The organism is Marinobacterium aestuariivivens (assembly GCF_042661465.1).
Taxonomy (GTDB): domain Bacteria; phylum Pseudomonadota; class Gammaproteobacteria; order Pseudomonadales; family Balneatricaceae; genus Marinobacterium_A; species Marinobacterium_A aestuariivivens.
In genome coordinates this window covers 3,123,774-3,136,970 of the sequence record NZ_JBHSWE010000001.1, presented here as the reverse complement: position 1 = coordinate 3,136,970, position 13,197 = coordinate 3,123,774, and the positions used below count along the sequence as shown (strand labels likewise).

15 protein-coding genes and 4 pseudogenes are annotated in these 13,197 nt (G+C 66.6%); 14 read left to right on the top strand and 5 right to left on the bottom strand.

The features are described 5' to 3' along the window. Positions 1-127 precede the first annotated feature (127 nt). From ACFQDL_RS16320 to ACFQDL_RS16270, 11 genes and pseudogenes are all read left to right on the top strand, one after another. Positions 128-1,212 (top strand): annotated as a pseudogene (locus tag ACFQDL_RS16320) (Sua5/YciO/YrdC/YwlC family protein); the annotation flags it as partial. A 24-nt stretch (positions 1,213-1,236) separates the two neighbouring features. Beyond that, positions 1,237-1,572 carry a hypothetical protein gene (locus ACFQDL_RS16315; RefSeq protein ID WP_379913126.1) on the top strand — a complete coding sequence of 112 codons (336 nt, stop codon included), beginning with the start codon at positions 1,237-1,239 and terminating at the stop codon, positions 1,570-1,572. Continuing rightward, positions 1,563-2,429: a Kae1-like domain-containing protein gene (locus tag ACFQDL_RS16310; protein WP_379909962.1), complete on the top strand. Its 867-nt coding sequence runs from the start codon at positions 1,563-1,565 to the stop codon at positions 2,427-2,429. The genes ACFQDL_RS16315 and ACFQDL_RS16310 overlap by 10 nt, the downstream gene beginning before the upstream one ends. Continuing rightward, complete coding sequence (locus tag ACFQDL_RS16305; RefSeq protein ID WP_379909961.1) at positions 2,422-2,643, top strand: hypothetical protein; 222 nt, start codon at positions 2,422-2,424, stop codon at positions 2,641-2,643. The genes ACFQDL_RS16310 and ACFQDL_RS16305 overlap by 8 nt, the downstream gene beginning before the upstream one ends. Positions 2,644-2,687: 44 nt before the next feature. Next, a complete protein-coding gene (locus ACFQDL_RS16300; RefSeq protein ID WP_379909960.1) occupies positions 2,688-2,909 on the top strand; it encodes a hypothetical protein in 222 nt (73 codons plus the stop codon). Continuing rightward, a complete protein-coding gene (gene hypA, locus ACFQDL_RS16295) occupies positions 2,897-3,238 on the top strand; it encodes a hydrogenase maturation nickel metallochaperone HypA (RefSeq protein ID WP_379909959.1) in 342 nt (113 codons plus the stop codon). Before ACFQDL_RS16300 ends, hypA begins: the two co-directional genes overlap by 13 nt. Continuing rightward, positions 3,238-3,927 (top strand): hydrogenase nickel incorporation protein HypB, encoded by a 690-nt coding sequence (gene hypB, locus ACFQDL_RS16290; RefSeq protein ID WP_379909958.1) that lies wholly within the window; start codon positions 3,238-3,240, stop codon positions 3,925-3,927. The genes hypA and hypB overlap by 1 nt, the downstream gene beginning before the upstream one ends. A 2-nt stretch (positions 3,928-3,929) precedes the next feature. Then, positions 3,930-4,127: pseudogene (locus ACFQDL_RS16285) on the top strand (HypC/HybG/HupF family hydrogenase formation chaperone); the annotation flags it as partial. A gap of 46 nt (positions 4,128-4,173) precedes the next feature. Further along, positions 4,174-5,295 carry a hydrogenase formation protein HypD gene (hypD, locus tag ACFQDL_RS16280; protein WP_379909957.1) on the top strand — a complete coding sequence of 374 codons (1,122 nt, stop codon included), beginning with the start codon at positions 4,174-4,176 and terminating at the stop codon, positions 5,293-5,295. Continuing rightward, complete coding sequence (locus tag ACFQDL_RS16275) at positions 5,288-5,905, top strand: AIR synthase related protein (protein WP_379909956.1); 618 nt, start codon at positions 5,288-5,290, stop codon at positions 5,903-5,905. Before hypD ends, ACFQDL_RS16275 begins: the two co-directional genes overlap by 8 nt. Continuing rightward, a complete protein-coding gene (locus tag ACFQDL_RS16270) occupies positions 5,902-6,303 on the top strand; it encodes an AIR synthase-related protein (protein ID WP_379913124.1) in 402 nt (133 codons plus the stop codon). The genes ACFQDL_RS16275 and ACFQDL_RS16270 overlap by 4 nt, the downstream gene beginning before the upstream one ends. A 25-nt stretch (positions 6,304-6,328) precedes the next feature. Here the strand turns inward: ACFQDL_RS16270 and ACFQDL_RS16265 are convergent, their stop codons facing one another. The 3 genes and pseudogenes from ACFQDL_RS16265 to ACFQDL_RS16255 all read right to left on the bottom strand — a co-directional run bounded on the left by ACFQDL_RS16265 (position 6,329) and on the right by ACFQDL_RS16255 (position 8,714). Next, positions 6,329-7,105 (bottom strand): EAL domain-containing protein, encoded by a 777-nt coding sequence (locus tag ACFQDL_RS16265; RefSeq protein ID WP_379909955.1) that lies wholly within the window; start codon positions 7,103-7,105, stop codon positions 6,329-6,331. 251 nt (positions 7,106-7,356) lie between these two features. Beyond that, a pseudogene (locus ACFQDL_RS16260) lies at positions 7,357-8,148 on the bottom strand (sensor domain-containing diguanylate cyclase); the annotation flags it as partial. Continuing rightward, the gene (locus ACFQDL_RS16255; RefSeq protein WP_379909954.1) at positions 8,100-8,714 is read right to left on the bottom strand and encodes a hypothetical protein; all 615 of its coding nucleotides are present in this window, start codon (positions 8,712-8,714) and stop codon (positions 8,100-8,102) included. The gene ACFQDL_RS16255 and the pseudogene ACFQDL_RS16260, both read right to left, overlap by 49 nt. Positions 8,715-8,894: 180 nt before the next feature. On the opposite strand from ACFQDL_RS16255, the gene ACFQDL_RS16250 reads away from it, so the two are divergent. Further along, on the top strand, positions 8,895-9,089 hold the full coding sequence (locus tag ACFQDL_RS16250; protein ID WP_379909953.1) for a hypothetical protein: 195 nt from the start codon (positions 8,895-8,897) through the stop codon (positions 9,087-9,089). Positions 9,090-9,230: 141 nt separating this feature from the next. Next, a pseudogene (dacB, locus tag ACFQDL_RS16245) lies at positions 9,231-10,684 on the top strand (D-alanyl-D-alanine carboxypeptidase/D-alanyl-D-alanine endopeptidase). 30 nt (positions 10,685-10,714) lie between these two features. Here the strand turns inward: dacB and ACFQDL_RS16240 are convergent. Continuing rightward, the gene (locus tag ACFQDL_RS16240; protein ID WP_379909952.1) at positions 10,715-11,122 is read right to left on the bottom strand and encodes a hypothetical protein; all 408 of its coding nucleotides are present in this window, start codon (positions 11,120-11,122) and stop codon (positions 10,715-10,717) included. Between the two features lie 220 nt (positions 11,123-11,342). On the opposite strand from ACFQDL_RS16240, the gene ACFQDL_RS16235 reads away from it, so the two are divergent. Beyond that, positions 11,343-11,756, top strand: coding sequence for a DUF4399 domain-containing protein (locus ACFQDL_RS16235; protein ID WP_379909951.1), 414 nt, complete (start codon positions 11,343-11,345; stop codon positions 11,754-11,756). 3 nt (positions 11,757-11,759) lie between these two features. Here ACFQDL_RS16235 and ACFQDL_RS16230 read toward each other — a convergent pair whose 3' ends face one another. Continuing rightward, entirely contained in the window at positions 11,760-12,794 is a 1,035-nt protein-coding gene (locus tag ACFQDL_RS16230) for an acyltransferase family protein (protein ID WP_379909950.1), read from the bottom strand. Positions 12,795-13,197: the final 403 nt, after the last annotated feature.

Below are 13,197 nucleotides of genomic sequence, written 5' to 3'. Positions count from 1 at the left end.
AGGATACCTGCCGGGTTATCAGCATAGACCAGCAGATAAAGGCCGACCTGACCGGGATCAACGACAGCGGCATCGAATCCGGCCCTATACTGTCCAGAACCGATACCGGTCGAACAAGGGGACTGTCGTGCCACAGGAAATCGCCGAAATCCGTCTGCGCGGCACCGTTCAGGGTGTCGGGATGCGCCCCTGCGTCTGGCAGCTGGCCGAGGCGATGGGGCTCTGTGGCGAGGTGCACAACGACGGCGACGGCCTGCTGATCCGTCTCTTTCCCGCCGACGCCGCGGACAGCTTCCGGCGACGGCTCGAGCAGTCCCTGCCGCCGCTGGCCGAGATCGACGATATCGACATTCGCCTGACGACCTGTAACCAGGCGCCGACGGCCTTTCGCATCGAGCACAGCGTCGAGGGCCGCAACCGCACCCGGATCCTCCCCGATATCGCCAGCTGTCCGGCGTGTCTGGCCGAAGTGCGGGATCCGGGCGATCGTCGCTATCGCTACGCCTTCGCCAACTGCACCCATTGCGGCCCGCGTTATTCGATCATCCGGCGCATGCCCTACGACCGCGAACAGACGGCGATGGCCGACTTCGCGCTCTGCGCCGCCTGCCGCACCGAATACGAAGACCCGCGGGACCGGCGTCTCCATGCCCAGCCCATCGCCTGCGCCGCCTGCGGCCCGCGCGCCTGGCTGGCCGATCGCGACGGGCGGGAACTCGGCGACGGCGATGCCATCGACGGCGCGGCCCGGCGACTGCTGACCGGTGAGCTGCTGGCGATCAAGGCCCTGGGCGGCTTTCACCTGGCCTGCGATGCGCTCGATCCGACCGCGATTGCCCGCCTTCGCCGCTTCAAGGGGCGCCCCGACAAGCCGCTGGCGGTGCTGCTGCGCGACCTCGAGCAACTGCAGTATTACTGCCAGCCCGCCGATGCGGAAATCGAGCTGCTGCAAAGCCCGGCGGCCCCCATCGTGCTGATGGCCGCCCGCCCCGGCCGCTGGCCCGACAACCTCTTTCCCGGCCTCGATCTTGTCGGCGTGATGCTGCCGTCTACGCCGTTGCAGCACCTGCTGATGGCCGCGGCCGACCGCCCCTGGTGATGACCTCCGGCAATGTCGAGGGCGCGCCGCCCTGCCTCGGCAATGACGAGGCGCTGCAGCGACTCGGCCCCGGGGTCGATGCCCTGCTGCTGCACGACCGTGAAATCCTGCACCGGGTCGACGACTCCCTGGCCCGGGTGATCGACGGCGAGCCGAGGCTGCTGCGCCGTGCCCGCGGCTATGCGCCGGCGGAATTCGCGCTGCCCGCAGGCCTGGCTACCGCCGACGGGGTGCTGGCCCTGGGCGGTGACCTCAAGAATGTCCCCTGTCTGGTGCGCCAGGGCCGCGCGGCACTGGCGCCGCACCTCGGCGACCTCGATCAGCCGCAGATTCTGCAGCAGCTGCAGGACAGCTGCGATCAGCTGGTCAGCCTGCTCGACTGCGTGCCGCGACTGATCGTCTGCGATCCCCACCCGGGCTATTTCAGCAGGCGCCGGCACAGACCCTGGCGCAGCACCACCAGGTGCCGCTGATCGAGGTCCAGCACCACCATGCCCACCTGGCCGCCTGTCTCGCCGAGCACCGCTACCCCGTCGAGGCGCCGCCGGTGCTGGGGCTGATACTCGACGGCAGCGGCCAGGCACCGGCGGACAGTCCGCACCCGCTCTGGGGCGGCGAGATCCTGCTGGCCGACTACCGCCGCTACCGGCGGCTGGACGGACTGCCGGCCGTCGCCCTGCCCGGCGGCGAACAGGCCGCGCGGGAACCCTGGCGCAACCTGCTGGCCCACCTCGATCGCTGGGCCCCCGGCTGGGAGCAACTCGACAGTCCCGCCCTGAACTCACTGCAACAACGCCCTCTCGTCACCCTCAGGGCGATGATCGCTCAGCGGCTCAATGCGCCGCCGGCAAGCTCCTGCGGCCGGCTGTTCGATGCCGTTGCCGCCCTGCTCGGCATCGCGCCCGAGCGCCTGAGCTTCGAGGGTCAGGCCGCACTGCGGCTCGAATCCCTTGCCGGCCGCGCCGATCCGCTGCAGGTGCCACCGCTGCAGCCGGTGCCCGGACCACTGACGCTGGACAGGCTCTGGGCCCGGCTGCTGCAGGGACTGGCGCAGACGACACCGGCGACCCTGGCCCTGAGCTTCCACCTCTGGCTCGCCGATCTGCTGGGCGAGCGGCTGATGGCGCTGGCCCGGCAACAGCACGTCGACACCCTGGCGCTCGGCGGTGGCTGTCTGCAGAACGCCCTGCTGCAGAGTGCGCTGCGCACGCGCCTCGAACATGCGGGCTTCAGGGTATTGATCCCCCGCCAGTTGCCGGCCGGCGACGGCGGACTGGCGCTGGGACAGGCTGTGGCCGGCCGGCTGCAGCGGGAGGCCGACCATGGCTGAGGTGGTGCTGCTGGCCCTGGGTCATCCCGACCGCAGCGACGACGGCTTCGGCGAGTGCCTGCTGCGCCGCTTCGAAGCCGACTATCGTCTCCCACCGCCATTGCTGTGCCTCTACGGCGGCAACCGGCCGATGGCGCACTACGACCGCATCGCCGGCTGCCGCTGGCTGGTGCTGCTCGATGCGGTGCGCAGCGATATCCGCCAGGGCTTCTGATCGTCGACCCCCTGCCGCCACAGGCCCCGCCGCCGGCGATGGCGGTGCATCAGCTCGGCGCCTCGGAACTGCTGCAACTGATGACCGTGCTCGGCGATGCGCCGGAGCGCGTCAGCCTCGTCGGCGCCCCGTTCGAATGCCTGGACTGGGGCCGGGCCCTCAGCCCGGCGCTGGCGCAATGCCTGCCGCAGGCCTGCGAATCGCTCGCCGCGCTGCTTGGCAGCGGCGGTATCGATCTTGAAAGGAGAACGGCATGCACGAACTGAGCCTGTGCCGGAGCCTGTGCCGGAGCCTCGAGGAGGAGGTCCGCCAACGCGGCCTGAACCGGGTGCTGCGGGTGGAACTGGCGGTCGGCAGCCTCAGCTGCGTCGAACCCGGGGCGCTGCAGTTCGCCTTCGAGGCCATCGGCAAGCCCGCCTGCCTCGAGGGCTGCACGCTCGGCATCCACCGGGTTCCGGGCCGCGCCCGCTGCCGGGCCTGCGGCAACTGCTATGCTTTGCACGACTGGCTCGGCGACTGCCCCGAATGCGGCGGCCAGAACCGGGATATCGAAGGAGGAGACGAAGTGCTGATAGAACAGATGGAGGCCTGCTGATGTGCGGTCACTGCGGCTGCGATAGCCCCAAAGCGCCGCCGGCCGACAGCCGGATCATCGATGTGCACCGCGACCTGATGGAAGCCAACGCCCGGGAGGCGGCGCACAACCGCGAGCACTTCCGGGCCCTGGAGCTGAGCGCCGTCAACCTGGTGTCGAGTCCGGGCGCCGGCAAGACCACGCTGCTGGAGCGGACCCTGAAACGCCTGCAAGGCCGACGTCCGGCCCTGGTGATCGAGGGCGACCAGCAAACGGAGCTGGATGCCGCCCGCATTCGCGCGACCGGTACGCCGGCGGTCCAGATCCAGACCGGTCAGGCCTGCCACCTGGATGCCGCCATGGTACACCGGGCGCTGCACCAGCTGCCGCCGGCTCCGGGTGGCCTGCTGCTTATCGAGAACGTCGGCAACCTGATCTGCCCGGCGATGTTCGATCTCGGCGAACAGGCCCGGGTGGTGCTGGTCTCGGTCACCGAAGGCGACGACAAGCCGCTCAAGTACCCGGGCATTTTCCGCGATGCCGACCTGCTGCTGATCACCAAGACCGATCTACTGCCTTATGTCCCGTTCGACGTCGACCGCTGCCTCGAACATGCCCGGTGCATTCGCCCCGACCTGCCCGCCCTGCCACTCAGCGCCACCCGTGGCGTCGGCATGGATGTCTGGCTCGACTGGCTGGAGGCCCGCTGAACATGTGCCTGGCCGTTCCCGCCCGCATCCTGTCGATCACCGACAGCGCCCGCTGCCTGGCGCTGGCCGACAGCGGCGGCATCGAGCGTGAAATCGACCTCAGCTGCGTGGCCTTCGAAAGTTCGCCCGAGGCCCTGATCGGGCGCTGGGTGCTGGTGCATGTCGGCGTCGCCCTGACCCTGATCAGCGACGACGAAGCCCGCGCCTCCTGGAGGCCTGGACTGCCGTCGACGAGGCCCAAACGCAATGAAATATATCGACGAGTTCCGCGATCCCTCCGTCGTCCGAAACCTGGTGCGCGCTATCGAAAAGCAGGCCGCCGAGCTGCCGGTAAAGGACCTTCCGTGGCAGATCATGGAGGTGTGTGGCGGCCACACCCATGCCATCTTCCGTTTCGGTCTCGACCGCCTGCTGCCCGACAACCTCGAGTTCGTTCACGGCCCCGGCTGCCCGGTCTGCGTGCTGCCGCAGTCGGTGATCGACCAGGCGGTACAACTGGCCCGGCGTCCCGGCACCCTGCTGTGCAGCTACGGCGACGCGATGCGGGTGCCGGGCAACCGGGGCAGCCTGCTCGCGGCACGGGCCGCGGGCGCGGCGGTCCAGGTGGTCTACGGACCGCGCGATGCCCTCGAACTGGCCCGCCGCCACCCGGACAAAACGGTGGTCTTTCTCGCCATCGGATTCGAAACCACGGCGCCGGCCACGGCGCTGGCACTGCGAAGCGCCCGGGCCGAAGGCCTGAGCAACTTCCGCGCACTCAGCCACCTGGTGCTGATCGAACCGCCGCTGCGGGCGCTGCTGGCGGATCCCGGGCTGCGCATCGACGGCTTTATCGGCCCGGGTCACGTCAGCCTGGTTACCGGTACGGCCCCCTTCGAATTCATCCCGGCCGAATACCGCAAACCGTTGGTGATCGGCGGTTTCGAACCGGTCGACCTGCTACAGTCGGTGCTGATGCTACTGCGGCAATTCGCGCGCGACGAGGCCCGCATCGAAATCCAGTACCGCCGCGCCGCCACACCCGGCGGCAACAGAGCCGCGCAGGCAGCGGTCAGCGAGGTCTTCGAGCCGGCGCCCCAGAGCGACTGGCGCGGCCTCGGCCTGCTGCCCCGCTCAGGCCTGCAGCTGCGGGACGACTACCGCGATTTCGACGCCCTGCCGCTGCTGGATGTCGTCGACGACGCCCCCGGGCAGGACCCGCGCTGCGGCTGCGCCGCCGTGCTCAGCGGCAAGATGAAACCGGTGCAGTGCCCGCTGTTCGGCCGCGAATGCACGCCCAAGGATCCCCGCGGCGCCCTGATGGTGTCGTCGGAAGGCGCCTGTGCCGCCTGGTACCAGTATCGACTGCAGGACTGCGCGAATGAATGAACCTCTTGTGACACTGGCCGAAGGCGCGGGCGGCGAAGCCATGCAACAGCTGCTGCGCGAGCTGATCCAGCCGCTGTTCGACAATCCGATACTGGCGCGCCAGGAGGACCAGGCCCGGCTGCAGCTGCAGCTGCAGCCGGGTGAGCAACTGGCCTTCACCACCGACAGTTTCGTCGTCACGCCGCTGCAGTTCCCGGGCGGCGATATCGGCACCCTGGCGGTCAACGGTACCCTCAACGACCTGGCGGTCGGCGGCGCCCGGCCGCTGTACCTCAGTTGCGCCCTGATCATCGAGGAGGGGCTGCCGCTGAGCCTGCTGCGGGACCTCTGCACGTCGCTGGCCCGGGCCGCCCGCGAGGCCGGCGTCCGGGTGGTGACCGGCGACACCAAGGTGGTCCCACGGGGCGCGGCCGACGGCCTGTTCATCAACACCAGTGGCCTCGGGGTGATCCCGGCCGGGCTCGATATCGGCACCCACCGGTTGCAACCGGGCGACCGTCTGATTGTCAGCGGTCCGATCGGTGAACATGGCGCCACCATCCTCGCCAGCCGCCGGGAGCTGGCCCTGGGGGCGACCTCTCGAGCGACTGCGCCAGCCTCGAGCCGCTGATCCGGCCCCTGCTCGAGGTATCGGGCCTGCATGCACTGCGCGACGCCACCCGGGGCGGCTTCAACGCGGTGCTGCACGAGTTCGCCGATGCCGCCGGGCTCAGTGCCCTGATCGACGAAAGTGCGTTGCCGGTACGCCCCGGGGTACGCGGCCTCTGCGAGCTGCTGGGGCTGGACCCGCTGCAGCTGGCCTGCGAGGGCCGGCTGCTGGCGGCGGTCAGCGCCGACGCGGCCGACGACCTGCTGGCGCGGATGCGGGCCCATCCCCTCGGCGAGGGTGCGGCCATCATCGGCCGCCTGCAGCCGCGCCGCGCGGCACCGGTGATCCTGCAGGGGCTCTACGGTATCGAGCGCAGCCTGCCGCCGGTCAGCGGCGAGCTGCTGCCGAGGATATGTTGAGGCGTTAGGCGTTAGGCGTTAGGCGTTAAGCGTTACGCGCTAGGCGTAACAGGCTCGCAGGTTGGTCTGAGGCCGCAGGCCGAAGCCCAACGGCGACCTGCCGCCCGTCGCCTGTCGCAACCTCCGGCAGCACCTCCTCGATCGGCCGCGGCCGGGCGATGCCGTAGCCCTGGCCGTAGTCCACGCCTAGATTGCGCAGGATGGCGGCGATCTCGTCGTTCTCGACGAACTCGGCGATGGTCTTCTTGCCCAGCAACTGGCCGATATCGTTGATGCTGCGCACCATCGCCCGGTCGAGTTCGTCACTGACGATGTCCCGGACGAAGATGCCGTCGATCTTCAGCACGTCGACCGGCAGATTTTTCAGGTAACCGAAAGACGAGAGGCCGCTGCCGAAGTCGTCGAGGGCGAAACAGCAGCCCACTGCCTTCATGTCGCGAATAAAGCGGGTGGCATTGTCCAGATTGGTGATCGCCGCCGTCTCGGTGATCTCGAAGCAGAGCCGGGACGCCGGTACGGCATAGCGTTCGAGCGTTAGTCGGACGAACGGCAGCAGCTCGTCGTCGGCGATCGACAGGCCCGAGAGGTTGATCGACAACCGGGCGGCGCTGTCGGGATTCCCGGCCAGGTGCCGGCAGGCTTCCTCGATCACCCAGCGATCCAGCTTCGGCGACAGGCCGAAACGCTCCGCCGGCGGCAGGAAAGCCCCCGGCGGCACCAGCTTGCCATCCTCGCCCCGATAACGCAGCAGCACCTCGTAGCGCTCCTCTCCGCCGCCCTGCAGACTGACGATGTCCTGCACGTACAGCTGGAAACGCCCCTGCTCGAGCCCCTCGTGGATGCGGCCGATCCACTGGATATCGCCGTTGCGCCGCAGCAGCGCCTGCTGATCCTGGTGCCGGTAGATACGGTTGCGCCCCCGCTCCTTGGCGACATAGCAGGCGGCATCGGCGTCGCGCAGCGCTTCCGAAGCACCGGCAGACGCCCGGTCGATCGCCACCACCCCGATGCTGACGGTGATGCGAAACAGCTGATCGCCCCAGGGAAAGCGAAATCCTCCACGGCCTGACGCAGCGTTTCGGCCACCTCCATCGCCCGGTCGATGTCGCAGCCTTCCAGCAGCACGGCGAACTCGTCGCCGCCAAGGCGTGCCACCTGACCCTGATCCCGGACATGGGCCTGCATCTGCCTTCCGACCTGCCTCAGCAACTGGTCCCCGGCCATATGGCCACAGGTATCGTTGATCAGCTTGAACTGGTCGACATCGAGAAAGAACACCGCGTGACGGCGATCGTCGTCCCGTACCTGGCGCCAAGCCGTCGCCAGACGGCGTTCGAATTCATGGCGGTTGATCAGGCCGGTGAGCAGACAGTGCCGGGCCTGATAATCCAGTTGCTCCGCCAGCTGGTGGGAGCGGGTGACGTCCTCCTGGGTGCAGAGGAACCGGGTGATGCGACCGGCTTCGTTGCGGACCGGCGAAATCACCACCGAGGCCCAGTACAGCTCGCCGTTCTTGCGCCGGTTCTGGACCTTGCCACGCCACTCCCGCCCGGCGGAGATCTCCCGCTCCAGCCCTTCGTAGAACGCCCGGTCCTGGGTATCGGACAGCATGAACACCGGCTTGCGGCCGATCAGCTCGTCGCGACTGTAACCGGAGACCTCGCAGAAGCGCGTATTGACGTAGGTGATACGCGAGCCGGTGTCGGTGATCATCACCATGCTGGCGCACTGCTCGACTGCGGACAAGAACTGCATCAGCTCGTCCTGGTAACGCCGGGTTTCAGTGATATCACGGGTCACCGCCAGATGTGCCTTGACCCGCCCGTCGGCGTCGAACAGCGGCACGGCATGGCTGTCGACAAAGGCCGAGCCCCCTTGAGGCCGATCACACGGTATTGCAGCCGCACCGATTCGCCCGCGAAGATGCGCCGGTTGAACGCCATGAAGGCGTCCCGGTCTTCGGGCGCGATCAGATCGTAGACACAGCGTCCCTGCACCTGCTCCAGGCTGTCGGCTTCGATCATGGCCAGACCCGCCGGATTCATCTGCAGCAGCTCGCCGCTGCGCGACAGCGTCTTCACGCATTCAGGCTCCGCCCGGATGATCTGTTGCAACGACTCCCGCTGCTCGTTCAGCAGCCGGTACTGCAGGCTCAGCCGACGCTGCAATACCGCGATCACCAACCCGGCGATCAGCGCCGTCAGCGACATCAGGGAACGCACGTAGATCTCGGTACGGGACGGCGACAACAGTTGATCGAGAAAGCGGGAATTGCCCAGCAGCCGGGCATCGACCAGGGGATCCAGGATCCAGATCAGCAGACAGAGCAGCAGGGTCGCGAACAGAATGCCGGTGCGAAACAGGCGGCCATGGGCCCAGCCTGGAAGAAGTTGCCTGTTCGATACAATCACAGAAGGGTTCCGGTGCCAGTTCTTATTATTGTCGGTTGCGCCCAGCACTATTTCGCGAATTCACCTCAGTGTCAATTCCGCCCGCGTCCTGGCTGGCAGCCACGACGCGGGCGGGAACTACTTGCAAAACGCCGGAGCCTAAACCATACCTAAACAAGCCTTACAGCGAGGACTCCGCAGATGTACAAGACCAAGAGCTGGACCGCCGAACAGCTGGCCAAGATGAACGAGGAAAGCTTTCTCGTCGAAGCACTGGACATGATTCGAATCTCACCGGAGCTCAGCGACGGCAGCAACAATATCGACAGCATCAAACAGAAACTCGAAGCGCTTGAAGCCCTGCTCGGCAACCGCCTCGAGGGCATCAAGGAATAGCACAGCAGCGGTCCAATCGCCCCTTGCCGGCCGCCGGACCCGGGCGGCCACCCTGACCTGTGCATCCGGTCGATGCGGTTCTGAACCATCGGTGACCGCTGTTGCCCAACTGCATCTTCACCGGCCTCAGGGAATGACCGCATGAAATACCTCTATCTGTTCCTGCTCTGCTGCAGTTTCACGGCTTCCGGCGTTCGCGCGCAAACCGATGACAGCTGGCGTTCACTGCTGACGCTGACGCCTGAAGGCAGCCAGGTCGGTCTTGTGGTGGAGCCCCTCATCGCCGACGGCCCGGTGCGAATCGAGCACCATCCCGGCGCGCTGCTGCCACCGGCCAGCACCCTGAAGCTGCTCACCGCCTATGCGGCGGAACTTGCGCTGGGCCGCGACTTTCGCTATCAGACGCGACTCTGGCACCGTGGCCGTGCTGACGGTAAGCGCTGGAAGGGAGACTGGCGCCTGGAGTTCAGTGGCGCGCCGGACTTCAGCCGTGCCCAGCTGCGCCAGCTGCTGCAGCGCATGGGGGATGCGGGGATCGATACGATCGACGGCGACCTGCTGCTCGACACAAGCGCCTTCGACGGTTATGCCTGGGGGCCGGGCTGGCCCTGGAACAACCTGAGCGTCTGCTACAGCGCCCCGGTATCGGCGCTGATTCTCGACCGGAACTGCGTCGCGGCCAGCCTGACACCCCAGGCGACGGGTTCCCTGGCACGGTTCTATATACCGCCGCACCAGCCGCTGGATGTCAGCAGCGACGCCACCACCGTCACCGCAGCGCAGCAGCGGGAGCGGCTGTGCGAACTGGAGGTCGACACCGCAGCCGGCAACCGCTACCGGCTGCACGGCTGCGTGACCAGCGACCGCAAGATCTGGCCACTGAACTTCGCCGTCACCGACCCGGTGGCCTTCGCCAGTGACGTGATCCGGGTGCAGCTGAACGAACTGGGTATCCGCCTCGATGGCCGCATAACGGAAACCCGGGCCGCCGGCAGCGGCTGGCAGGCAGCGGCCAGTGTCGCCTCGGCCCCGCTGCCGGATTTGCTGACCGAGATGCTGCAGGACTCGGACAACCTCCTGGCCGACAGTCTGCTCAAGACCCTCGGACGGCGGCATTCCGGCGAGCCCGGAAACTATCGCAACGGCGCCCGGGCGGTGAAGGAGAGCCTCGAGCAGGCCATCGGCCTGACGCTGGACCCCGCCGTCCTGGCCGACGGCTCGGGGCTGTCACGGGACAATCTGCTGCAGCCGGCGCAGCTCGCCCGCCTGCTGCGTCAGCTTGCACGGGAGCCGGACGCCATCAGTTACAGGACCCTGGCCGTGGCCGGCCAGTCCGGCACCCTGCGCTATCGCCGCAGCCTGCGCTCAAAGCCCTGGCCGACAACGTGCGCGGCAAGAGCGGCACGATCAACGGCAGCAGCAACCTGGCCGGCTACCTGACTGCGGCGTCCGGCCGGCGCTACCTCTTCGTGCTGATGGTCTCAGGTGTCAGTTTGACCGAAGCCACGCGACAGGACGCCCGGCGGGACCCCATGAAGCACCCGGTCCGGGCCTTCGAACGGGCACTGCTTGAATGGGTATATCGCAACGGCTGAGCTCAGCCCGCTGCGATCCGTGCATCGGGGTTATTCGGTCTTTTCCGCGGAACCGTCCGCTGCCTCCTCAGAGCTCTGCTGGGCATTTCCCATGTCCATGGCCTCGCCGGCAGCCCCGACCGCCTCGGAAGCCACCTCACCGGCTTTATCCATCATTTCACCTGCGGCCTGTCCGATATCACTGGCGGTCTCCTTGACAGCTTCTACCGTGTCGGATGCCATATCGCCCGCCGACTCGGTCGCTTCTTCGGCCGCTTCACCGGTCGCCTCAGCCGCCTCTGAGGCCTCCTCGACCACGTCGGCCGCTTCCTCTTTCATCTCTTCGACAGCCGGAGCGCTCTGCTCCGTCGCGCTCTTTTCGGCATCGTCGTTGCCGCAACCGCTCAGAACCGTCGCCGACGCGAACAGGACTGCATACCAGAGCTTGTTCAGTTTCATGGGATCCATACCCTCTTGTTGATTAACGGCAGTGGAGCAGTGTTGCATATCCTGCCTGAACGAAACCTGTTTAATGAATTTAGTTCCTGAATGGCGGTTGCGCGAACAAACGGGTCTCGCGAGCCGGCAGGATCGGCCCGCCACGGTGGGCCAGTCTCGACTATAGTAATCCGGGTCGGCGGCGACGCTCCTGTTGCTGCCGTATCGCAAGGAGCCTTCAATGAAAGCGATACTCACCGGACTCTTGATGTCCGCCACCCTGGCCGCCGCACCCTTGTATGCGCAGACACCGACACCGGAAGGTGCTCGTGCCTACATCATCTCGCCGCAGGACGGGGACACCGTGCCGCAGACCTTTACCGTCCGCTTCGGTCTCAGCGGCATGGGGGTGGCCCCGGCCGGAACCGACCGGGAAGGGACCGGCCACCACCACCTGCTGATCGACCGGGACGAGCTGCCGGAAGCCGGCAAGGCGATGGATGCCAGCGTGATGCACTTCGGCGCAGGTCAGACCGAAACCGAATTGACGCTGCCACCCGGCCGGCACAGCCTGCAACTGCTGCTAGGCGACATGAACCATGTCCCCCATGACCCGCCCGTGGTGTCGGAAAAGATAACCGTGACGGTGGAATAGCCGCTACCAGCCGATCAGCATGCGGCTGCGCTGGCCGAAGCTGCGCCTGACCGCCAGTGCCACGGCATAGGTCAGCGCAGTGGCCAGCAATAGCGACACCCCCGTCGCGGCGATATTGGTCAGCGCCCCTGGATGCAGGCTGCGCAGCCAGGGCATCATCGGGTCGTGCACGGCGCTCAGCAGGAAGGGGTGCAGGAAGTAGAGCGCGAAACTGGCCCGCGAGATCTCCAGCAGCAGCGGGCTGGGCGCATGAACACTGAGCCAGCGGGCGAATTCCAGCAGCACCAGGCACAGACAGAGTTTCTGCCAGAACATCAGGTCGATACCGGCAAACTGCAGCGGCGCCTTGTGGTAGTTGGCCAGGTGCGGAAACGCCAGCGTCTGCAGTACGACGAATAGCGATACGCCCAGCAGCGCCGTGGCGGCGATGACCCGCCGGTGCCGCGCCAGCACCCCGTAATGCTGCGAACATAGGATCCCGGCCAGATAGTAGGGTGTGAAGTAGACCAGCGACTGCAGCACATTGATATTGCCCAGAGGCCGGTGCACCAGCATCGCCGCGATACAGGCTTCGGCCAGCAGCAGCAGCTGTGCCGCGGTACTGGCGCGGACGTAAAGCAGGTAGACGGGGGACAGCAGGAACACCGCCATGATGAACGGGATATACCAGTGCGGATAGAGCACATAGCCGTCATTAAGCTGCCAGTAGAGGTTCTCGGCGAACTTCTCCGGCGTCATGCCCGGTTTTCCCAGCCAGATCCACATCATTGGCAGCAACGCCACCAGCGACACCAGCAGAAAGGGCAGGAAGACATTGCGAATCTTCTTGGCCATGAAGGCGCGATAGTCGAAGCGCGGCGCGAACACACGGTGGAAGAAGAAGCCGGAGACGAAGACGAAAACCCCTGAACCGCCGGCGATCAGGTTGTTGAGTGCCAGAGGAAAGGTTCGGTCGATATTGACTACCGCATGACCGAGGATGATCAGCAGGATCGCGATACCCCGCAGGTAGTCGAATTCGAGATAGCGCTGTTTCAAATGCTGTGGCCCGGAAAACGCTCTTGCAGGAGGCAAGCTGTCAGTATCGGAGGGTAGGCGGCCGGGCCTGAATAACGACTGAAGACCCGGCAGCGCGATTCTAAACCAAAGCGCGGACTTTGGAAGATATCGATCGAAAAATATCCGGCTCTGCACCTGTAGGAGGTTTTCGTGGGAGATTCTATGGTTCATGGCCACCCCTGATCGTGACAGGTGCCATGGCCGATATTTCGTAGGAGCCTCGCCCCGAGGCGAAAGGTTACGGTACCGAGGTTGTTCGCACCGGGGAAGTGCCCTTTGGGTGCGGCGCTCCTATGGCGGGCGCCGATATTTCCGAGGTCGGTTTTAGCCGCGAACAGCCGCCCTGAGTGCCATCCTTTGTGGGAGCGGCTTTAGCCGCTCC